Annotated in this window: 19 protein-coding genes; 11 read left to right on the top strand and 8 right to left on the bottom strand. The window is 51.7% G+C overall.

Translation table 11 applies throughout. The features are described 5' to 3' along the window. Positions 1-84: 84 nt before the first annotated feature. The 3 genes from PKO01S_RS16380 to PKO01S_RS16370 are packed head-to-tail and all read left to right on the top strand — an operon-like array spanning position 85 to position 4,737. Positions 85-948, top strand: coding sequence for an efflux RND transporter periplasmic adaptor subunit (locus PKO01S_RS16380; RefSeq protein WP_164779636.1), 864 nt, complete (start codon positions 85-87; stop codon positions 946-948). Positions 949-980: 32 nt separating this feature from the next. Then, a complete protein-coding gene (locus PKO01S_RS16375; protein ID WP_127532510.1) occupies positions 981-3,842 on the top strand; it encodes an ABC transporter permease in 2,862 nt (953 codons plus the stop codon). A gap of 4 nt (positions 3,843-3,846) precedes the next feature. Next, positions 3,847-4,737 carry an ABC transporter ATP-binding protein gene (locus PKO01S_RS16370; RefSeq protein ID WP_127532509.1) on the top strand — a complete coding sequence of 297 codons (891 nt, stop codon included), beginning with the start codon at positions 3,847-3,849 and terminating at the stop codon, positions 4,735-4,737. Between the two features lie 82 nt (positions 4,738-4,819). Here PKO01S_RS16370 and pepF read toward each other — a convergent pair whose 3' ends face one another. From pepF to PKO01S_RS16355, 3 genes are all read right to left on the bottom strand, one after another. Beyond that, entirely contained in the window at positions 4,820-6,610 is a 1,791-nt protein-coding gene (gene pepF, locus PKO01S_RS16365; protein WP_127532508.1) for an oligoendopeptidase F, read from the bottom strand. 250 nt (positions 6,611-6,860) lie between these two features. After that, the gene (locus tag PKO01S_RS16360; protein ID WP_127532507.1) at positions 6,861-7,040 is read right to left on the bottom strand and encodes a hypothetical protein; all 180 of its coding nucleotides are present in this window, start codon (positions 7,038-7,040) and stop codon (positions 6,861-6,863) included. 101 nt (positions 7,041-7,141) lie between these two features. Continuing rightward, positions 7,142-7,375 carry a hypothetical protein gene (locus PKO01S_RS16355; protein ID WP_127532506.1) on the bottom strand — a complete coding sequence of 78 codons (234 nt, stop codon included), beginning with the start codon at positions 7,373-7,375 and terminating at the stop codon, positions 7,142-7,144. Positions 7,376-7,532: 157 nt separating this feature from the next. Here PKO01S_RS16355 and PKO01S_RS16350 point away from each other — a divergent pair, with 157 nt between their 5' ends. Beyond that, entirely contained in the window at positions 7,533-8,240 is a 708-nt protein-coding gene (locus tag PKO01S_RS16350; RefSeq protein WP_127532505.1) for a class I SAM-dependent methyltransferase, read from the top strand. Positions 8,241-8,315: 75 nt separating this feature from the next. Further along, positions 8,316-8,513, top strand: a complete 198-nt coding sequence (locus tag PKO01S_RS16345; RefSeq protein WP_127532504.1) for a cold shock domain-containing protein — start codon at positions 8,316-8,318, stop codon at positions 8,511-8,513. 607 nt (positions 8,514-9,120) lie between these two features. On the opposite strand, the gene PKO01S_RS16340 is transcribed toward PKO01S_RS16345, so the two are convergent. Continuing rightward, a complete protein-coding gene (locus tag PKO01S_RS16340) occupies positions 9,121-10,311 on the bottom strand; it encodes an MFS transporter (protein WP_127532503.1) in 1,191 nt (396 codons plus the stop codon). Positions 10,312-10,476: 165 nt separating this feature from the next. On the opposite strand from PKO01S_RS16340, the gene PKO01S_RS16335 reads away from it, so the two are divergent. The 3 genes from PKO01S_RS16335 to pfkA are packed head-to-tail and all read left to right on the top strand — an operon-like array spanning position 10,477 to position 12,897. Further along, on the top strand, positions 10,477-10,794 hold the full coding sequence (locus PKO01S_RS16335; RefSeq protein WP_127532502.1) for a hypothetical protein: 318 nt from the start codon (positions 10,477-10,479) through the stop codon (positions 10,792-10,794). Positions 10,795-10,826: 32 nt separating this feature from the next. Then, positions 10,827-11,906, top strand: a complete 1,080-nt coding sequence (locus PKO01S_RS16330; RefSeq protein ID WP_246070599.1) for a tetraprenyl-beta-curcumene synthase family protein — start codon at positions 10,827-10,829, stop codon at positions 11,904-11,906. Between the two features lie 22 nt (positions 11,907-11,928). Next, on the top strand, positions 11,929-12,897 hold the full coding sequence (gene pfkA / locus PKO01S_RS16325; RefSeq protein ID WP_127532501.1) for a 6-phosphofructokinase: 969 nt from the start codon (positions 11,929-11,931) through the stop codon (positions 12,895-12,897). Between the two features lie 93 nt (positions 12,898-12,990). Here pfkA and PKO01S_RS16320 read toward each other — a convergent pair whose 3' ends face one another. From PKO01S_RS16320 to PKO01S_RS16305, 4 genes are all read right to left on the bottom strand, one after another. Then, the gene (locus PKO01S_RS16320) at positions 12,991-13,443 is read right to left on the bottom strand and encodes a peroxiredoxin (RefSeq protein WP_127532500.1); all 453 of its coding nucleotides are present in this window, start codon (positions 13,441-13,443) and stop codon (positions 12,991-12,993) included. Between the two features lie 158 nt (positions 13,444-13,601). Continuing rightward, positions 13,602-14,792 (bottom strand): putative glycoside hydrolase, encoded by a 1,191-nt coding sequence (locus tag PKO01S_RS16315; RefSeq protein ID WP_127532499.1) that lies wholly within the window; start codon positions 14,790-14,792, stop codon positions 13,602-13,604. Between the two features lie 231 nt (positions 14,793-15,023). Continuing rightward, positions 15,024-15,218, bottom strand: a complete 195-nt coding sequence (locus PKO01S_RS16310; RefSeq protein ID WP_127532498.1) for a hypothetical protein — start codon at positions 15,216-15,218, stop codon at positions 15,024-15,026. 146 nt (positions 15,219-15,364) lie between these two features. After that, positions 15,365-16,213, bottom strand: a complete 849-nt coding sequence (locus PKO01S_RS16305) for a YitT family protein (protein WP_127532497.1) — start codon at positions 16,211-16,213, stop codon at positions 15,365-15,367. Positions 16,214-16,322: 109 nt separating this feature from the next. On the opposite strand from PKO01S_RS16305, the gene PKO01S_RS16300 reads away from it, so the two are divergent. From PKO01S_RS16300 to PKO01S_RS16290, 3 genes are all read left to right on the top strand, one after another. Next, a complete protein-coding gene (locus PKO01S_RS16300) occupies positions 16,323-17,726 on the top strand; it encodes an MBOAT family O-acyltransferase (protein ID WP_127532496.1) in 1,404 nt (467 codons plus the stop codon). Between the two features lie 10 nt (positions 17,727-17,736). Beyond that, complete coding sequence (locus PKO01S_RS16295) at positions 17,737-19,248, top strand: copper amine oxidase N-terminal domain-containing protein (protein WP_127532495.1); 1,512 nt, start codon at positions 17,737-17,739, stop codon at positions 19,246-19,248. Between the two features lie 137 nt (positions 19,249-19,385). Further along, entirely contained in the window at positions 19,386-21,056 is a 1,671-nt protein-coding gene (locus PKO01S_RS16290; RefSeq protein WP_127532494.1) for a DEAD/DEAH box helicase, read from the top strand. Positions 21,057-21,160 lie beyond the last annotated feature (104 nt).

Here is a 21,160-nt window from a genome sequence, read left to right as displayed (position 1 = left end):
GGATGTTCTCTTTTACCTAACGAAGAAGAACCGATACCTCCACCTCTCGTCAAACCGGCGGAACAGAAATTTGATGTCATCGAGGTGAAGAAGGGCGACCTGTCGACCTACTTCAGCGGTACGGCGCCCGTCGTTTCGAAATCGACGAAAGATATTTATTTCAAGCAGAACGGTGCCCGAATTTCGGATATTCTGGTCTCCCAAGGTGACGAAGTAAAGAAAGGACAATTGCTCATTCAGCTAGAGAACGAAGATTTGAAGCTGCGGCTTGAATTGCAACAAATCAGCTATGAGCGCACTCAGTTAGACGTACAGAAGGCGATTAAGGGAGGCAATTCCGAAGAAATCAAGTCGAAACAGCTTGATCTGAAATCGGCCAAGCTGCAGCTTGATGCACTGGAATCGCAGTGGGAGCGCACGCGGCTGGTCTCACCGATCAACGGCGTCATTATTTACATAGCGGATATTAACGAAGGCCAAAATGTAAACGCATACGAGACCCTGATGACGATCGCGGATCCTTCCCAGACTCATATCGTTTACCAGTCGAATAATCCGGCGGAGCTTGCAAGGCTTGAAGTGAATATGCCTGCCGAGGTGACGATAGATGATGTGAGTTACAATGGCAAGATCGTACAAACGCCCAATTCCTTGTCCGGTGATCAGGATTTGAACGAGAACAACATCAAATCGTTAATTATCAATACGGACGGGATGAAAGCCAAAATCGGTGAGCTGGCTGATATCAAAGTGTTTTTGGAGAAGAAGCAGGGCGTACTCGTTCTTCCGAAGGTTGCCATCCGCAATTATTTGGACCGCAAATACGTGCAGGTGCTCGATGGTGAACGACGTAAAGAGGTTGACGTGGAGATCGGTTTGACAACGACGACCGAGGTCGAAATTGTCCGAGGTTTATCGGAAGGCGACAAGATCGTTCTTAATAACTAACCGGTCATAGGCCGGCAGAAGCAGGTGATGTTGTGGCCATTGTGACCATGATCGTTCGGAAAATGCGCAAAAACGGCTGGCTCCAGTTCAATCTGCTGATCGGTCTTCTTATATGTGCCGCATTGTTCAGTTCGATGCCGATGTATACGGATGCCATCATGCAACAGACGATGCAGAAGCAATTGCAAGGATTACAGCAGCAGAAAGTCTCCTATTACCCGGGTTGGTTAAGCGTGTCGACAACCGTTATGGGCAAAGTGGATCGTTTGCCTGAGCGGGTCTCGGCAGCGGATCAGTTCATGGACCGGCAGTTCCAGCGTTTCGGTATGGATGTCGTGTCCTACCAGAAAGTAAGAGAATCCATCGCTTACTCAACCATCGCCGATGGGATAATGGAGTCCGAGCGGAAGTTTCGGAACAGGACGGCTTCCATCGTTGCGATCTCGGACTTAGAAGATCACATTAAGCTGCTGGATGGGCGCATGCCGTCTGCCGATCCGGTTGACGGTGTCGTTGAAGTGCTCGTCACGCAAAAGTTTCTACTCGAATTCAAACGCGACTTGGACACCGTATTCCTTGTACGCAACGATAAGACGGGCGAGACTATGCGCTTTAAGGTTGTCGGTCTCATTGAGCAGGAAGAGAAAGGTAATGCGGCCTATTTGCGTTTTAGACTGGAAAGTACAGGCTTTGCGATGTATGCGCCTTATGACTGGTTCGAGCGCGAGATTGTCGGGGCGTCCCGATTGCAGCTTTATTCGTTAAAGTATCAGGCCGCGCTCGACTACACGGATTTGAAAGTGTGGAATATGGATACGTTCCTTGCTGAGGCGGGACGACTCGATAAATACTTTCAGGGCCGGCTAGGCACAGGGAATTTCGAATTTCCGGCCGTATCCGTATTAAAGAGTTTCGGAGATACGCAGGAGCGCTTGTCCAGGCTGCTATGGGCATTGTATGCGCCGCTTATGATGATGCTCGTATTCTACCTGCTGCTTATTTCGAACAAAATGATCGAAGGCCAAAAGAACGAGATTTCGGTTCTGCGGAGCCGCGGTGCAAGCAGGTGGCAGATTGTCGGCATCTACGCGATCGAAGCGTTCCTGCTTGCAATGCCGGCGCTCGCAGGTGGATTATGCGCCGGATTGTTCTTCACGAAGGTGCTCGGTTCAGCGAACGGTTTTCTGCAATTCGTCAATAGGTCCGCTCTAGAAGTCCATATGTCGGAAGAGGCTATAAAATTCGCCGCCTTCGCAATGGCAGGAGCGATCATTCTTGTGCTTATACCTGTTATTCTTGCTGCGAGCGTATCGATTGTCGACCGGAAGCGGAACGTATCCAGAGGCGAAGGGACATCGTTGTGGCATAAACTTGCTCTTGATGTTGTGTTGCTTGGCGTTACGATTTATTTGCTGAACGGCTTCCGCAACCAATTGAAAGGCTTTAGTAAGCTCGGACTTGACAATCAAGCGATGAGCATCGATCCGATGCTGTTTCTGACGCCGGCGCTGTTTGCGTTCGGGGCTGGATTGCTGATGCTTCGGATCTACCCTTGGCTGCTGCGGCTTATTTATTGGCTAGGACGAAGATGGTGGCCGCCGGCGCTCTATTCGGTGCTGACGCAAACGAGCCGGTCGTCCAAGCAGTTTCTGACTATTCAACTGTTCCTTGTGCTGACAGTCGCTACAGGTTTGTTCAGCGCACACTCCGCGCGGACGATCAACAATAACCTGGAGGACAAGATTAATTACTCGATGGGCAGCGACATCGTCTTGCAGGAGCAGTGGCAGAATAATTCTCCGCCTCCTTGGGTGGGACAACCGGGAACGACTGAGCCGCTCTCAACGGCGCCGTCGAAGCGCCTCCAATACCTCGAGCCGGACTTCTCTGTGTATCAGCAGCTCCAGACGGTGGAATCAGCTGCGCAAGTATACCGCAATCCGAATGCTCAAGCTTCCGCCGGCAGCGGGACAATCAGCGTTGAGCTGATGGGGATTAAGACGGACGAATTCGGCAAGGTGACGGGATTGCGAAGCGACTTGCTCGACCATCATTTGAATTTATATTTGAATTTGATCGCTCCGGAGCCGACGGCTGTACTAATCTCGCGGTCGCTTGCGAAACAGAACGGCATCAAGGTGGGCGATACGATTGACATTAACTTGACAGATCTTACTCCTGCATCCTTCGTCGTATACGGCATTGTCGATTATTGGCCGTCGTGGAATCCTTCCGTTCAAGTGACGAAGGACGGAAAGTCGGGACAGCAGCCGAAGCTTATCATCGCTCATTTGGACACGATCCAGAACCGGCTGGCAGTCGAGCCTTACGAAGTATGGCTGAAGAAGAAGCCGGAGAGCTCGATCAGCGACGTGTATGCTGAGCTTGCCGAGAAGAAGTTGAAGTTCGTAGAGATTTCGGACCGCGAGTCGGAGCTGATAGCATCGCGCAACGATCCTTTCCGACTTGCGATCAACGGGGTCATGACGCTCGGATTCGTCATTTCGATGTTAATTTGCTTGAGCGGCTTCCTTCTGTTCTGGATCTTGACTTTGTCGGGCAGAACGCTTCAGTACGGCATTTTACGTGCGATGGGCATACCATTCGGACAGCTCATTGGCATGCTGGTCAGCGAGCAGGCTTTGACTTCAGGCGTCGCCGTGCTGATCGGTCTGTTGTCCGGCCGCATAACAAGCCAATGGTTTGTACCGTTGTTCCAAATGTCATTTGACACGAAGGTGCAGATCCTTCCGTTTCGAATTGCGCATGACCCGTCCGATTACGTCCGGTTAATGTCCATTGTTCTGTTCATGCTGGTCGTCGGATTGGCCGTGCTCGGCATTAGGCTGTTCCGCATACGCGTTCATCAAGCGTTGAAGCTGGGAGAGGAGTGATCGGATGATTCGGTGTGACGGCCTGGTAAAAATATACAAATCTTCCGACCTTGAAGTCGTCGCGCTTCAAGGTCTCGACCTGCAGGTGGCTGACGGCGAGTTGATGGCGATCATCGGGTCGAGCGGAAGCGGCAAGTCTACGCTGCTCAACATGCTGGGCGGTCTTGACCGCCCTTCGGCAGGCAAGCTGTTTGTCGACGGCAAGGATATGCTGACGATGTCGGACCGCGCATTGATTCGTTATAAACGGGATACCGTCGGCTTCGTCTGGCAGAACAATGCCCGTAATCTTATCCCTTATCTGACCGCGCAGGAGAACGTTGAACTGCCGATTCTGTTAAAAGGGAGAAGAAAGAAAACAAGGGCGCTGGAACTGCTTGATGCAGTCGGTCTTCAGCATCGGCGGCATAATCGGCTGAGCGAGCTGTCCGGCGGCGAACAGCAGCGTGTCGCGATCGCCATCGCGCTGGCGAACGAACCGAAGCTGCTGCTGGCTGACGAGCCGACGGGCTCGCTCGATTCGAAGACGGCGAATCAGGTGCTTGATCTGTTCAGGCGGCTGAACCAAGAGTTTGGACTTACGATCGTGATCGTTACGCACGACCCGCAGTTAGCCCGTAAAGTAGACCGGGTTGTGGCGATACGGGACGGCCGGACGTCGTCGGAGATGATTCGCAGCGCAAACGCAGAGGAGAATGCCGCATCGGACAAGCAGGAGGAATCGGCAGCCGAGTCGCATGTCGAGTATGCGGTCATCGATAAAGCAGGCCGGCTGCAAATACCGGCAGCGTATCTGGACAATGAGGCGTTCAAGGATCATACGAGGGTACGCGTCGATTGGGAAGACGGGCGCATCGTATTGACGCCGCCGGAGACGGTGAAGGCAGAACGGTGAATTCGGTAATTGATCGATAACCGCAATAATAAAGGCTCCGCTGAATGACGTGAACACGTCATTCAGCGGAGCCTTACGTTCGTTATTTCGTTAATTCTTCCATCTGTGTAATCAAATCTTCGAATACGGCCATCGCTTGCTCGATCGGTTCAGGCGACGACATGTCCACGCCCGCACGTTTGAGGATGTTGATCGAGTAGTCGCTGCCGCCGCTCTTCAGGAAGCCGAGATAACGCTCGACCGCTGGCGCGCCTTCGTCGAGTATTTGTTTCGCGAAGCTGGTTGCGGCAGAGAAGCCGGTCGCATATTTGTATACATAGAAGCTCGTATAGAAGTGCGGAATCCGCGCCCATTCGATTTCGATGTCTTTGTCGACGACCATTCCTTTGCCGTAATAGAGCACGTTCAAGTCGTAATAGATTTTGGACAGGTCAGCCGGTGTTAGCGACTCGCCTGCCTCTGTACGCTCGTGAACGATTTTCTCGAATTCGGCGAACATCGTCTGACGGAATACCGTCGTCCGGAATTGATCGGCGTAATAAGTGAGCAGATACATTTTTTCCTTCGGATCAGTCGATTTCTTCAGCATGTAGTCCATGAGCAGCGCTTCGTTGAGCGTCGATGCGACTTCCGCCAGGAAGATCGTATACTGCGCATCGCGGTAGTTCTGCGTCGTGTCCGAGTAGTACGAATGGAGGGCGTGGCCCATTTCATGCGTCAACGTGAACATGCTGTTCAAATTGTCTTTATGGTTGAGAAGCACGTACGGATGCGTGCCGTATGCGCCCCAGCTGTAAGCGCCGCTGCGTTTGCCTTCGTTCTCGTATACGTCGATCCAGCCGTTGTCGAAACCGTCCTGAAGTACGTTCAGATAGTCGTTGCCGAGCGGCTTCAAGCTATCTTTCACGGTTGCTTTCGCTTCGTCATACGTAATGTCTAGCTTGAACTCATCGACAAGCGGTGCGAACAGGTCATACATATGAAGCTCATCTACGCCAAGCAGCTTCTTGCGCAGCTCCATGTAGCGATACATGAGCGGAAGATGCTTGTGGATCGTATCGATCAGATTCGTATAGACTTCCTTCGGAATGTTGTCACCGAACAGCGACATCTCGAGCGTAGAAGGATATTTGCGCGCACGGGAGTAGAAGACGTTCTTCGTAACGTTAGCATTCAGTGTCGATGCGAGCGTGTTGCGAAGCTTGCCGTATGTATCGTACATCGCCTTAAAAGCGTTCTGCCGAACTTCGCGGTCTTTGCTCTCCAGGAATTGGATGTAGCGTCCGTGCGAAAGCTCGACTTCTTCGCCGTTCTCATTCTTTACTTTCGGGAACTTCATGTCGGCATTGTTCAACATGCTGAAAATCGTGTTCGGCGCTTGGCTGATGCTGCCGACTTGTGCAAGAAGCGCTTCTTCCGATTTGGACAAAATGTGCGCTTTCTGCCGGCGCATTTCTTCGAGCGTCTTGCGGTAGACGGCAAGATCCGGATTGTTGATGAGTGCATCAAGCTGCTCATCCGACAAGCTGAGTACTTCCGGCGTTACGTACGATAGCGCCTCGCCCGTCTCGACGCTAAGTTTCTTGGATTTGTCGGACAGCGCTTGGAATTCCGGCTCTGCTGTATCTTCGTGGTGCTTCATATTGGCATATACATAAAGGCGTTCTACATGCAGCGACAGCTCGTCCTCGAGCTCGAAGCATGCTTTCAACTGCTGAGGATCGGCAAGCTTTCCTTCGAACTCTGCAGCTTGCTTGATTTGTTTCTTGGCGGTTGCATATTCTTCATCCCAAGCCTGCTGGCTGGCAACAAGATCCTCAAGCTTCCAACGGAATTCGGTCGCGGTTTCGGAACGTTTCGGTACGCTAGACATCGTATTCCTCCTTGATTGGGAATTAGGCTTCGATTTCATCTGGTACGATGAAGCTGGTAGGCTTCCGCCAGATGGTAAGGAACGAACCTTGTCATTCAATGATTCGCCGGTTAACAACACAGCGGGCAGCATCACGGACAGAAGAGCGGGCAGCCATTTCATCGACGAACACCTCGCGGCACAGTTTGCCACTAGTATGCATGTTCCTCGCTCGGCGTATCCGTTGCAATCGTCCAATCACGGGCAGCTGCTAGCTGCCCATGGTGGTCAAGCTGTACACAATAAGGAAAAAGGCAAACAAAATAAAGACGATGGCAGCCATGGCAAGCGGTCGGCGGAGAGGAGTTGGAATCGAATTCCGGTACATAATGATGACACCGCCGAGAACGAATGCCGCGATGACGAAAATAAGTGTGGATTGCGTATTCATCGACAACTTAATCCTCTCGTAGAAACTTGTATGCGGAAGCTGTAACCGATATGTTCGCCGCAGCTTAGGGAATTCCTTCCTTTAATGCGGAGCGATAAGGATTATACTTCCTTGAATGCGTTCATAATGGATTCGCGTTCTTCTTCACGGCCTGTGAACTGGGAAGCTCTGAAGCGGTTCTCTGCCCAATTCATCATCTCTGGACGGCTGACGAACGTATGGCATTCCTCGCCCCATTGATCAGAAATTTCGCGAACAACAAGCGTTTTGCCATGTACTTCGACAGTAAGCATGTTGTATTTGTCAGTTTTATAAATTTGATGCTTCTTGATCATGGGCACATGTCCCCTCTCTAACGGTTTGCATTCATCATAGCCAAAAAAAGGGGTGGAAATCAACTAGATCAAGTGGTAATATTAGGTATCCGGCAAGTGCGGCGGCCTGATCGCCCGGCTCCGGTGTAGAAGAGTTGAGAGAAGGGGACGAGAAGAGATGAGCGAGAAACGTCAAGAAGTGTATGAACAGGTTGGAGTAGCGGCAACATGCCGGGGATATGATGAATACGTGAGAATGTTCACGTTGAACGGCAGTTTGGAAGGCAAGAGCATCTTGGATATTGCCGGAGGGGCAGCTTCGTTCACGGCGGATTGCCGATCGCGGGGTATCGATGCACGCGCAGTCGATCCGCGCTACGGTCTCGATACGGAAGCGGTGCTGGCGGATGCCAGACAAGAGATCGAGACGTCCACGGATAAGATAAGAGCGATTGCTCACCGGTTCGATTTTTCATATTACGGCAACGTTGATCTTCACCGGGAAGGGCGGTTGCGTTCGTTCGCCCGATTCGCAGAAGATTTTACTTCTCCAGACAAAGAAGAGCGATACATTGCAGGTTCGCTGCCGGCGTTGCCATTTGCGGATGGTTCGTTCGATCTTGTCCTATGCAGTCATTTTTTATTTCTGTACGCAGATCAGTTTGGACCTGAATTTCATGAGCAGGCCGTGTTAGAAATGATCCGATTATGCCGTCCAGGCGGAGAGGTGCGGATCTATCCTCTGAAGTCGCTGCAATGGGAGCCGTACCCGCATATGGAGGCGCTGTTTGCCTCGATTCGGAAGGCAGGAGCTGCACCATTCCTTGCGAAATCGGAACTTCCATTCATACCGGGATCTTCCGAAATGCTGGTTATTCAGCTGTAATTGCTTTTTGTCATTGGCCTGTGTATAATGGAGATATTCGCCGTATACGGCGATTAAGTTTAGGAGGTTGTTCAATTGAAAGGAACAGTTAAGTGGTTTAACGCAGAAAAAGGTTATGGCTTTATTCAAGTAGAGAACGGTGAAGACGTATTCGTACACTTCTCCGCTATCCAAGGCGACGGCTTCAAAACGCTGGACGAAGGTCAAGCCGTAGAATTCGACATCACAGACGGTAACCGCGGTCCACAAGCAGCTAACGTCACTAAATTATAAGATAAGAGCTTCTTATAATAGATGCCCTAGCACGTCGAAGAGACTCCCTGCCATGCAGGGAGTCTTTTTATATTGTGAGACACTCGTAACGCCCCACGCGCGCTGGGAGCTGCTCGCGGTGCAGAAAGCCGTTGCTCATCTGTCTACTTGTTGCTTCTTATCCAACGTTCGTATACGTGAGTACCCATAAACTAACTATTGCTGTACCTCAGCAGTTAGCTAATGGCAAAGAGTTGACGCAGTCAACGGATAGCCTTTCACAGCTACTGCGAAGCAGAAGAATTTCATGAATTAGCGAAGGCGCATACGGATGTATGCCGCAGGAGCGATATCGCATAAAAAAGACGGGCTGCGGGTGCCCTCCTCGCAGTCCGTCTTGTGTTATTCGAGTATCAGCCAGCAGCGGAGCGGGCGAATGATTTCCGAAGAAGCGTCAGCGTCCGCCTTTGTAGCTGGATTCCCACTTTTGGATAGTGGAATCGAAGGAATCCGGCTACAACAGCGGTCGTAGGAAACATTCGCTTGCGCAGCGATAGTGGTGTAACGAGGTTTCCGTCTTGAATTCCTTGCGCAGCGATAGTGGGTGTGATAAGTCTTCAGCATTCGATTAAGAACTACGCCGCTCCACAACATACTTCGCCACAAATCCTGCTGCTGCGGCACACGCCAGCCCTGACGCAATCAAGAAGAAGGTTTCCCGCCCAAACGTCGTGAACACAAATCCGCCCATCAAACCGCTGATCACACCTGAAATACCGTTCCATACAACCGCGAATATGGCCTGGCCCGACGAACGGAAGTCATCCGGGATCAAGTAGGATATATACCGCAGCGACGTCGAGAAAAAGATGCCGAATGTTACGCTGTGCATCAGCTGCGTCACGACGACCAGCGAAGGATCGCTCATCTTGGCAACGATCAACAGCCGCACAGCATACAGTATGCTGGCGACGATCAGCAGCGGCAGTTCCTTGAATTTGTGGCCGTATTTGCCGAGCAGGAAGAAGATCGGGATTTCGCTGCAAGCCGACAGCAGCCAAGCGAGTCCGACGAGCGAATCTGATGCGCCCATCTGTCTAAGCGTTACGGCGAGGAAGCCCTCGTTCATCCGGTGAGCGGTGGAGATGACAAGCAGAATCGAGAAGAAAACGATAACTTTCGGCTTCCGCAGCAGCTTAAAGAAGCCGGAAAAGTTCATTTTGCGCACCGAGCCCTGATAGTCTTTCAGCAAAAACGTCAATAATAGCGTCACGGAGATCGTAATCAGCGCGAGCGGGAGGGTGTAAGTCGATCCCGTATGCTTCAGCACAAGACCGAATACGTATGCCGAGATCGCAAACCCTAACGAACCGAATATGCGAATGAGCGCATATGGCGTGCCTGTATAAGTACTCGATAACAGCAGCAGGCTGTCGCTTAATGGATTGATCGGCATCTGAAAGAAGTAGAAACAGAACATAACAAAGCAAGTAAGCGCGAATGACTCGATAGGAAACAGCAGCGATACCGTAACGAGCTGGCCGAACAACAGCAAATGCAGCAGTTTCTTTATCGTACGATACTTGTCGCTGGCGATTCCCATCAACAGGTTGGCGAAGATTGAGATGAACGGGCCTGTCGAATAAATAATGCCGATCTGCTGGCCGCTAAAGCCTTGATCCAGAAAATAAAGCGGGAAATAAGAGACGACAAGCGCCAGCGTCGCATAGGATGCAAAGCTGTAAGCGCGCAGTATATTTGTTTCTTTGGCTGCGTGGATCGTCGTCTGTGCTTGCATGGATGATGAAGTCGCTCCCATGATGAAAAAATTCACTCCTTGAATGTACAAGCGTACATCGCCCATTCTTATTATGTTGTCCAGTATAACATGGTTATGGAAGGCGTACGTACGCATTTTCAACCCCTTTCGAAGGCTAGATTTATACGATGCAAAATGTTAAATTAGGTAGGGAGGATTCGGAAGATGGACAAATATCGTTTTCAGTGGAATGATCGGCTCGGCATCCCGCTGCCGGTTCTTGAATTCGATTGGGACGCCTATTCCGAAGACGAACAGGCGCGCATTGTCGAGCAGTGGGAAACGATAAGAGGGGCTATCCCGGATCGGATCATCGCGCTTGAGAAGCGCATTCATATCGAGCAAGCCCGGCTTTATGAGGAAGACGATTTCGATACCAGCTGCGAGATCAATTACGAGATTGCAGAGCTCGCGAGCCGGATTAACGATTTACATATTTGGTACCGCATCAATCAAGAGATTGAACCGCGGCGTCATTCCTGACGAATCGGAAGAAGGAGGCGCCAGTGCATATCATGTCTCCTGCACGAAGAGGCTCAGCCAAGCCGATCGGGGCACTGCGCATGATGCATCGGGTATACAAACACGTGCTCCCGGACGTTCGGCTTGAGCTGGATAGATGGCGCACGAAGGCTGCTGCGATTCCGGATAACGAGCTTCGCACGCAGGCGATAGCCAGCATCAAGAGCAAACAATTTCATTGTCAAGGCGGCTCGGTCTATGCTGCTGCCAATCCGGAGTATCGCCACATACTCGTTGCGCTTATAGTCGCATTGCAGACGATAAGCGATTATTTGGACAATCTCTGTGACCGAAGCACGTCGCTTGATCCGAACGACTTTCGGCTGCTGCATCAATCGATGCTCGATGCTATCGATCCAGCCGGGCCGGTCGGATTCTATTATGAGCTTCGAAGCGAGCAGGAAGACGGTGGTTATTTGCAGGAGCTTGTTCGTACTTGCCAACAAGCGGTTAGGCAATTGCCCTCCTATTCCTGCGTACAGCCGTATGTAACGGAGCTTGTTCAATTATATTGCGATTTGCAAGTATACAAACATATTCAGACAGATCTAAGAGAACGAGAGTTGCTTGCCTGGCGCGAGAGGAACAGCAAGCTGGGACCGCATTTGCAGTGGAATGAATTTGCGGCGGCGACCGGCTCGACGCTCGGTATGTTTATGCTTTTTCTGGCGGCATCGTTGACCGATCTGTCCGAAGAAGAAGCGATTCGCATTAGAGACAGCTATTTCCCGCATGTTTGCGGTCTGCATATAATGCTCGATTATTTGATCGATCAAGCAGAGGATCGGGATGGCGGCGATTTGAATTTCTGCAGCTATTATCCGGACCAGGAGACACTCGTATCAAGGATTGTCATGATCGTTGAACGTGCGCGTACCGACGTGGCCGGACTGCCGGATGCCAAGTTTCACCGCCTTATCATTGAAGGGCTGCTTGCCCTTTATTTATCCGATCCGAAAGTAAAGAGACAAGGGGACGTCAAGCGGATTGCGCGCAGGCTAATGCGCGGCAGCCCTTGGACCCGGTTGTTTTTTTATTTCAACAGCATTTGGATACGAACCAGACATGCTTAGAGAAGCTAAGGAGGATACAATTATGTCAGAAGTTAAATCGATCGCTGTTCTAACGAGCGGAGGCGATTCGCAAGGCATGAACGCAGCTGTCCGCGCAGTCGTACGGAGCGCGATCTTTCACGGTATTGATGTTTATGGTGTACAACGCGGTTATCAAGGGTTACTGAACAACGACCTGCGCCCGATGGACCTGCGCAGTGTAGGCGACATTATTCAGCGCGGAGGTACGGTGCTGCAAACAGCCCGTTGTAAAGAGTTTATGACGGCGGAAGGCCAACAGCGCGGGGCCGACATTTTGCGTGAACGCGGAATTGACGGCCTGGTCGTTATCGGCGGTGACGGTTCCTATCAAGGCGCTAACAAGCTGAGCAAGCTTGGTATTAAGACGATGGGCCTGCCGGGCACGATCGATAACGACATTCCATTCACCGATTTTACGATCGGCTTCGATACGGCTGTCAGCATCGTCGTCGATGCAATCAATAAGCTTCGCGATACGATGACGTCGCATGAGCGTTCTTCGATCGTCGAAGTTATGGGCCGCCACTGCGGCGATATTGCGCTGTATGCGGGGCTTGCAAGCGGCGCTGAGACGATTCTCGTGCCGGAAGTGCCGTTTGATCTGGCTGAAGTTTCGACCCGTATGGCGGAGAACTTCCGTGCCGGCAAACGCCACAGTATTATCGTTGTAGCCGAAGGCGCAGCAAGCGGACAAGATATTGCTGACGCAATTACGAAGAACAACGGCATCGAGCCGCGCGTTACGGTGCTTGGCCATATCCAACGCGGCGGCACGCCGACGCATAATGACCGTATTCTCGCAAGCCGTCTCGGTGATTTCGCCGTTCGCAAGCTGATTGAAGGCGATTCTGCCAAGTCATGCGGCATCATTAAGGGCGAGCTGGTTGCCACGGATATCGATATGGTTGTCAGCACGAAGAAATCATTCAACATGGACATGTACGATCTGGCGCTGCGCCTGTCTCAATAAACGGCAAGAAAAAAGCCTTATGCACGGAATCGCTGTGCGGATTCATATCCGCCTGTGCGGTTCAGGATGCATAAGGCTTTATTTGTCGTTCCTTTAATGGTTCGTGTTTTGCAGAGATTGCAGTACGCCAATAATTTCTTCGGTCGGCCGGTTGCCTTTCTGAGCGAAGGCTATCTTGCCGTCGCGGCCAATGACGAAGACGACGCGCTGCTGCGCAATAAGTCCGAGCATTTTGCCTACGCCGAACGCTTTGCGGATTTCGCCTCCGCTATCTACGATGAGCGGGAAGTCGTACCCTTGCTTCTCGGCAAACTTGCGGTGATGCTCCAGCGAAGCGGGATTGACGCCCATGACGAGCGCGTCATACTGCGCGTAGAGCGCCCGCGAATCGCGAACGGCGCACAGCTGCTTCGTGCAGCCCGGCGTTTCGTCCATCGGGTAGAAAATAAGGACAATCGGCTGCTTGCCGATGTAGTTGTTCAGCTTAATCATGCCAGTGGTGCTGTCGGCTTCGAATAATGGGGCTTGCGTTCCGATTGGGAGCATACGGATCGACCTCCGAATTTAATATTTTACACAATTATATTGTATACTATTCAACGAACGAACTCAACGATAAAAGCCCGGACAAATCGACGGGTTCAGGTTGTGCCTGAAAGTCGACTTGTCCGGGCTTTCGCGTTAAAAAAATTAAAGATAAGTGCTTAATAGTTCGCATCTGGTGTGTAGTTGTTATTCGCGTTCCAGAGCAGGTACTCTTCGATGTTCGTATCTTTGAGCGCTTTCAGCTGCGCGTCGATTTGAGGTTTACCGTATTTGATATAGTGGCCTTTGCCGAGCCAGCTCGCCGTAAAGTCTTGAATCCACGGCCGGATGACCGGAGTATACGAGCCAAGCGGCGTAAGCTTCTTGTGCGTATCTTCCATAGCGCCCTTGATCGTAGCGTAAGGGTTCATGTCCGGTTCTTTCACATCGAACCAGCCGGTGCTGTAGTGGCTTGGATAGACCATTGGGCTAATTACGTCTACCTGTTTCGAAATTTTTACGAAATCCTGACCAATGCCTTCGGCAGCTGGTACGGATGCCGCATAGCCGAAAATATCGACCGATACGCGAACGCCAAGCGGTTCAAGCTGCTCGCGAGCGTATTTGACGAAGTCGGCGATGACGTCGACGCGTTTCTCGTCGGTCTTCTCGAATTTGAGCGATGCTTCCTTCTTCTCGAAGCCTTCCGGGAAACGAACGTAGTCGAATTGAATTTCTTTGAAGCCGAACTTCACGGCTTCCTTGGCGATCTGTACGTTGTAATCCCATACCTCTTTCAGATAAGGGTTGACGAAGCTGTCGCCTTTGCCATTCTCCCACACTTTGCCGTTGCTTGTGACATACGACATATTCGGATGCTTCCGAGCCAATACGGTGTCTTTGAAGACGACGATGCGGGCGATCGGATATACGTCATGCTCTTGCAACCGTTTCATCGTTGCCGGCAAATCTCTGATATACTTCTGCGGCGTTCCAAGCTTAAGCAGTTCCGAATTGTCCGTTGGATACGTAATGTACCCGTTGTCGTCCTTAATATCGATAACCATACTGTTCAGTTCCGTCTTGTCGAGCAAGTCGAGGAGTTTGCTCATCCTCGAGCCGCCTGCGCTGTGCGCCGTGACGTAAATGCCTTTGATCTTCGGCGAATCCGGCTGAGGATCTTTCTTCTCTAACACGTTGGACGGCTGTCCTTGTTCCGCTGCGCCGCTTGATGCGGAGCCCGGTTGGTTCTCTGCGCCGGCATTGTTATGTACGACGGCAGTCAGAATTTGCTTCGCGGAGGCGCTTTCATCGCCACTTCCGGTAAACAGGTGATTCAGTAGTAGTAACACGGTCAGCAAGATGTCCATAGTGCTCTCTCCTCGTATGTCGTTCTATTTGATTATAATGCAGAATCGTATAACGCAATAGACGTCTTAAGATCGATTTTTGATGAAATTAATAGAAATTTGTAGACGCTTACAATGCAAATGCCTGCAAGCTGCATGAAAAGAGCCTGCCGCCGAATGGCGACAGGCTGCAGGATGTTAAGAAGTGGCATTCGCCGCTTCCGCTTGGCTAGCTATTCAAAAAGTAAAGCATTAATGCAGACGTGCTTCTTTCTGCTGCTCGCAAATGCTTAACTGCACAATCTCCATAGCATCTTCCGGCTCCAAAACGTTAAGCCCATCCCGTAGCACGATGTTTAATTGCCGTTCGCGTTCCGTAAGGAAGGGTTCGAGTTCTGGCGCCAGCTTTTCCACTATCCGCGACAATTTGACGGTTTCCATATCCATCTCGCATCACCCTTTCATTAGTCATGTTCAGGGCAAAACATCAGGCTACTAGAAACGTAAAACGAGAAATCTACGGGATAGCTTTATTATAACAGGGGTGAAAACAAATGAATAGCGATTTCCATGGAAATCCATTCATGCCCGGTTTATGGCTGCGGCTTATGAAACTGCCCGATGACGCCGACCGTCTCGACAATATTGACGAACGCTTTCGGATCAAGCGTAAGAATCGTTTTGCGAAGCTCTGCCAGTTCATAACGGGTTGTCACTGTCATCAACATATCTTGCTCATGCTCGGTGAAGGCGCCTCTTGTACGAATAATCGTAATGCCCCGCTTAACCTCAAGCAGCTTCTTCACGAGCTGGTCGCTTTCTTTGGTTACGATAAAAGCTGTTATTTTGACATGCCGCACATGAATCAAATCGACAACTTTGCCCGCTGTATAGATGGAGAGGAGCGAGTAGAGTGCAATATCGGGATCTCGTGTGAACAATGCGAGCGCAGCGATGACGGCGCCGTTCAGGATGAAGATGAACATGCCGACCGGATAGTCCCGTTTGCGCGAGATGATGGTGGCAATGATGTCGAAACCGCCGGATGATCCGCCGAACCGAAGTGCAATGCCGCTGCCGAAACCGACAATGATGCCTCCGAACACGGATGCGAGCAATATATCTCCCGCCAAAGGGCGAATGGGGATGAATTGCAGCGTAAGTGTCGTGGCAACGACAGATAAGATGCTCAGCAGCACGAACCGTTTTCCGAGCTCAATCCAGCCCCAGATGAGGACGGGAACGTTGAGCACAAAATAAAACAAGCTAATATTGCCGCCAAATATGTATCCGATCATCATGGATATGCCGGATACGCCGCCGCTCAGGAGTTGATGCGGGATCAGCATGAGATTGAAGCCTGCTGCAACGAGCACGGCGCTTGCAACCGTAAGCGCGACAGCCGTAAGTTGACGGCTGACTCGGCGTGCGTAGAAAGCCATCCGCGTCTCACCCTCTTTCTTGACGAATAAACAGGAATTTTCCAACCCGCTGTCGAATAAGTCGAAATTACGTTTCTATGCCGCATCCGACAGAGGGAGACGAAGCTGAATGCTGTTTAATTCCTACCCGTTCCTATTCGCGTTCTTGCCGGTTACCGTGATGGTATACTTCTTGCTTGCCCGGCTTCGGCTTACCTTCGCGGCCAAATGCTGGCTTGTGGCTGCCTCGTTATTCTTCTACGGCTGGTGGGATTATCGCTATATACCGCTTATTGTCGCTTCGATTGGCTTTAACTATACGATTGGCCGGCTGCTCGGCGCCCGCAACGGGGACGGAACGTCCCGCATGGAGGGCGGACGCAGACGGACGGTACTGATCGGAGGCATAACAGCCAATCTGCTGCTGCTCGCCTATTACAAGTACGCCGATTTCTTCCTGACCAATTGGTCATCGGCTACCGGCGCACCCGTCACGCTGCTTAAGCTTGCGCTCCCGCTCGGCATCAGTTTCTTTACCTTTACGCAGATTGCTTATCTGGTCGACGTGTACAAGAAGAAGGCGCGTGAGGCGAGTCTTGTGCATTATGCGCTGTTCGTTACGTTCTTTCCTCATCTGATTGCAGGTCCGATCCTGCACCATAGCGAGATGATGCCACAGTTCGACCGTCTGCGAAATAAACTGTGGAGTTGGCGCAATGCGGCTGCAGGCATCTATTTGTTCGTGATCGGCTTATTCAAAAAAGTCGTTGTCGCCGACACGATGGCTTCCTACGCGGATGACGGATTTGCGAATGCAGTTCATTTCATCGACAGCTGGGTAGCGTCATTGTCCTATACCTTCCAGCTATACTTCGATTTCAGCGGTTATACCGACATGGCGATCGGACTGGCGCTGCTGTTCAATATCCGGCTTCCTCAGAACTTCAACTCGCCGTATAAAGCCGTCAATATTCAAGATTTTTGGCGCAGATGGCATATGACGCTCAGCCGGTTTCTGCGAGACTATATTTACATACCGCTTGGCGGCAACCGCAAAGGCGAGGTCCGCATGCTTACCAACCTGATGATTACGTTCTTGATCGGCGGGTTATGGCACGGGGCGGGATGGACGTTTATTTTTTGGGGGTTTCTTCACGGGGCAGCTCAGATGGTGCATCGGCTATGGTCCCGCTATGGACCGACAATGCCGCGGTGGCTTGCATGGTTCATAACGTTTCAGTTCGTGAACGCTGCCTGGGTATTCTTCCGGGCGGACTCGTGGAATGAGGCAGTTCGCATATTGCGCGGCATGACCGGTTTATCCGGCATCACGGTAGCAGGGCTCGAGACGATCGCTCCGGCAATATTGCTGATTGCCATTTTGCTGCCTGCGGTACTGCTGCTTCGCAACAGCAGCGAGAAACAGAAGGTGTTGCGTCCAAGCTGGCCGGCGGCTGTACTTGTCGGCTTCCTCTTCATCTACTCCCTGCTTTACTTTAACCGGATCAGCACTTTCTTGTACTTTAATTTCTAGGAGGCGCAGCATGACGAACAGGGCTAATTATGATTCTACTGCGGCATCCTCGCCTGCAGCGGGAATGCCAGTTCGCGGAATCGCACGCCTCCGGGAACGGCAATCGGCCAAGCAGGCCGCCCGCCGCATGGTGCTGCTGGCCGGCGTGTCCGCGATCGGATTTGCAGCGGCAGCCGTTGCGTTCTCATGGACGGTCGATCCGCTGCAGCATTACCGTAAAGCATGGTATCCGCCCGTCTATTCCAGCGAGGAGCGGTACCAGAACGCGGGTTTAGCTCGTAATTACAGCTACGATACGATCATTCTGGGTACGTCCATGACCGAAAATTTTAGTCCTAATGCGGTTGGGAAAGCACTCGGCGGGAAGGTGATGAAGCTGCCTCTGCGCGGTTCTGTCGTATCCGAGCAGTACGAGACAGCCAAGCTTGCTCTGTCGACAGGACAAGTGAAGAGGGTGCTGTGGGGGCTCGATTACTTCGCGCTTCGAGAGGAATCCGATACGGGTGAAGGGACATTCCCTGGCTATTTGTACGACGATAAGCTGTGGAACGACTATCCGTATTGGTTCAGTATTACGCCATATACGGAGTTGGCAAAAGGAGCGGCGAAGAAGCTGTTCAGCCATCACGGCACCGAACTGGAGACGCTTGACAGCTGGGACAGCTGGACGAAGTTCGACAAGCGGCTCGTTCTGAGCGATTACAAAGAAGCGCAGCAGACAGAAGCGTATTTCGGATTGAACGAGGACCCGCTTGCAGACGTTCAGGAATCATTCAACACTTACGTGCTTCCGCTCGTCAAAGAGTACCCTCAGGTGCAGTTCGATTTCTATTATCCGCCGTATTCGATCCTAAGACATGCCGTATGGCGCCAGACGAATCCGGTTCGGTATGACAATCAGATGACGATGCGCAAATGGATGTTCGAGCAATTGGACATGCAGCCGAACGCTTCTGTCTTCGACTTCCAAGCAGAAAGCCGCTGGACGTTCGATCTTGATCAATATAAAGATTTATCGCATCACCGTGGCAGCATCAATACTGAAATCGCAGAAGCGGTCGGACGCAAGGATGCGGCATATCTTCTTACGCGCGGCAATATCGACGAACACAATAGCCAACTGAATCAGCAGGTGCGGACTTTCGTGATCAGGGATGACGATTTCGTTACTTCCAATCCGGTACTTATTATGGGCGAGGAAGTCGATTTCACGTCTCGTGAAGAAGCGGGGAAGGATGAAGTGCTCGTTCCGGCCAAAGAGCTTGCAGCTGCGCTTAAGATGCAATTGGTTTGGGATGCTGGGAGCAAAACCATTACACTGCAATTTGGCAAGCATGTTGTAAAGATGACAACCGGGGAAGCGTTTGCAATAGTAGATGATCAAAAAAAGGAAGCGCCTTCACCCGCTAAATTGATCAAGAATAAGCTTCATATTCCGCTTATTTTTGTAACTGAAGCCGTCGGCTTGACCATTGATCAGGACGTGCGAGGGCCCGCCGTTACGGCATTCTTGGTTCATTAATGATATTAATTCATTGATAAAAATGCGTTATCCGCAAATCCTTCCAAGCCTTGCTCGCTGGTATTCGATGTTCAAGATGTGTTATAATGAACTGGATATTTTTAAGTAGGCTGAAGATAGAAGGAGTTTGAAGAAGTTTGAAAACATTTGCTGAATTCGGACTGGAGCCTAAAGTGCTTCAGGCCATTACGGAGCTTGGATTCGAGGAAGCAACCCCGATCCAGTCCAAATCGATTCCTATTGCGTTGACCGGTAGCGACCTGATTGGCCAAGCGCAAACGGGCACAGGTAAAACAGCTGCTTTCGGTATTCCGTTAATTAACAAAATCCCGACAAGCGAAGACCGGATCGTTGCACTCATCATGACACCGACCCGTGAGCTTGCGATTCAAGTAGCTGAAGAAATCGGAAAACTGACGCGCTATAAAGGACTTCGTACGCTGCCGATCTACGGCGGACAAGAAATCGGACGTCAGATCCGCGCACTTAAGAAACACCCGCAAATCATTATCGGTACGCCTGGACGGTTGCTCGACCACATTAACCGTAAGACGATCAAGCTCGCTGACGTCCAAACGGTCGTACTCGACGAAGCAGACGAAATGCTCGACATGGGCTTCATGGAAGACATTACTTCGATTCTCAGCCTGGTGCCGGAAGAGCGCCAGACGATGCTGTTCTCGGCGACAATGCCTCCGAACATCCAACGTCTTGCTCAACAATTCCTGCGCAATCCGGAGCACGTATCGGTCATTCCGAAGCAAGTCAGCGCTCCGCTGATCGACCAAGCATACGTCGAAGTGCATGAGCGCCAGAAGTTCGAAGCGCTTAGCCGCTTGATCGATATGGAATCTCCTGATCTTGCGATCATCTTCGGCCGTACGAAGCGCCGTGTAGATGAGCTGAGCGAAGCGCTCCAGAAGCGCGGCTATTCCGCAGAAGGCTTGCACGGCGACTTGTCGCAGAACCAACGCGACAACGTTATGCGCAAGTTCCGCGACGGCAGCATTGACGTGCTCGTAGCAACGGACGTTGCTGCACGCGGCCTCGACGTTTCGGGCGTAACACACGTAATTAACTTCGACTTGCCGCAAGATCCGGAGAGCTATGTTCACCGTATCGGCCGTACGGGCCGTGCCGGCAAAGAAGGTACGGCGTGGTCGTTCGTTACGCCGCGCGAGATCGATCATCTGCACTTCATTGAGCGCGTTACCCGCCACAAAATTACGCGTAAGCCGCTTCCAAGCATTGCGGAAGCGATCGAAGGCAAGCAACGCGTAACGGCAGAGCGCCTGATCGAGAACGTGCAAAACAACGACTTCCAAGAATACAAAGGCATTTCGATTCATTTGCTCGAGCAATATGATTCCGTCAACCTGCTTGCTGCAGCGATCAAGCTGCTTACGGGCGAGAAGAAGGACGTAACGATCGAGCTGACGCCGGAAGATCCGATTCGCGCGAAGAAGCGCCGTCCGGATGTACGCGCAAGCGGACGCCGTTACCCAGGCGGTTCGTTTGGCGGCAACCGTAGCGGTGGCAACGGCGGCGAAGGCGGACGCGGTGGTTACGGCGGTGGCGGCGGACGCAGCTACGGCGGCAACCGCAGCGAAGGCGGCAACCGCAGCGAAGGCGGACGCGGCGGCTATGGCGGCGGCGGACGCAGCTATGGCGGCAATCGCAGCGAAGGCGGCAGAGGCCGCAGCGGCGAAGGACGCAGCAACGAAGGTCGCAGTGGTGAAGGCCGCGGCGAACGCTCGAGCGAGCCGCGCCGTAAATATTCGGCATCTGAAGATTTCGTGAACCAATAAGACACAAGACCGGGGGATTGGGCAGCGCCGCTGGCGTAGCCGGCCTCCGGTCTTTCTTATTACGGGATGCTTCGCTTCTTACGTCATAGCATTTATGGCACCGC

This window comes from Paenibacillus kobensis NBRC 15729, from assembly GCF_004000825.1.
Classification (GTDB): Bacteria; Bacillota; Bacilli; order Paenibacillales; family Paenibacillaceae; genus Paenibacillus_T; species Paenibacillus_T kobensis.
This window is presented reverse-complemented; position numbering and strand designations above follow the sequence as displayed.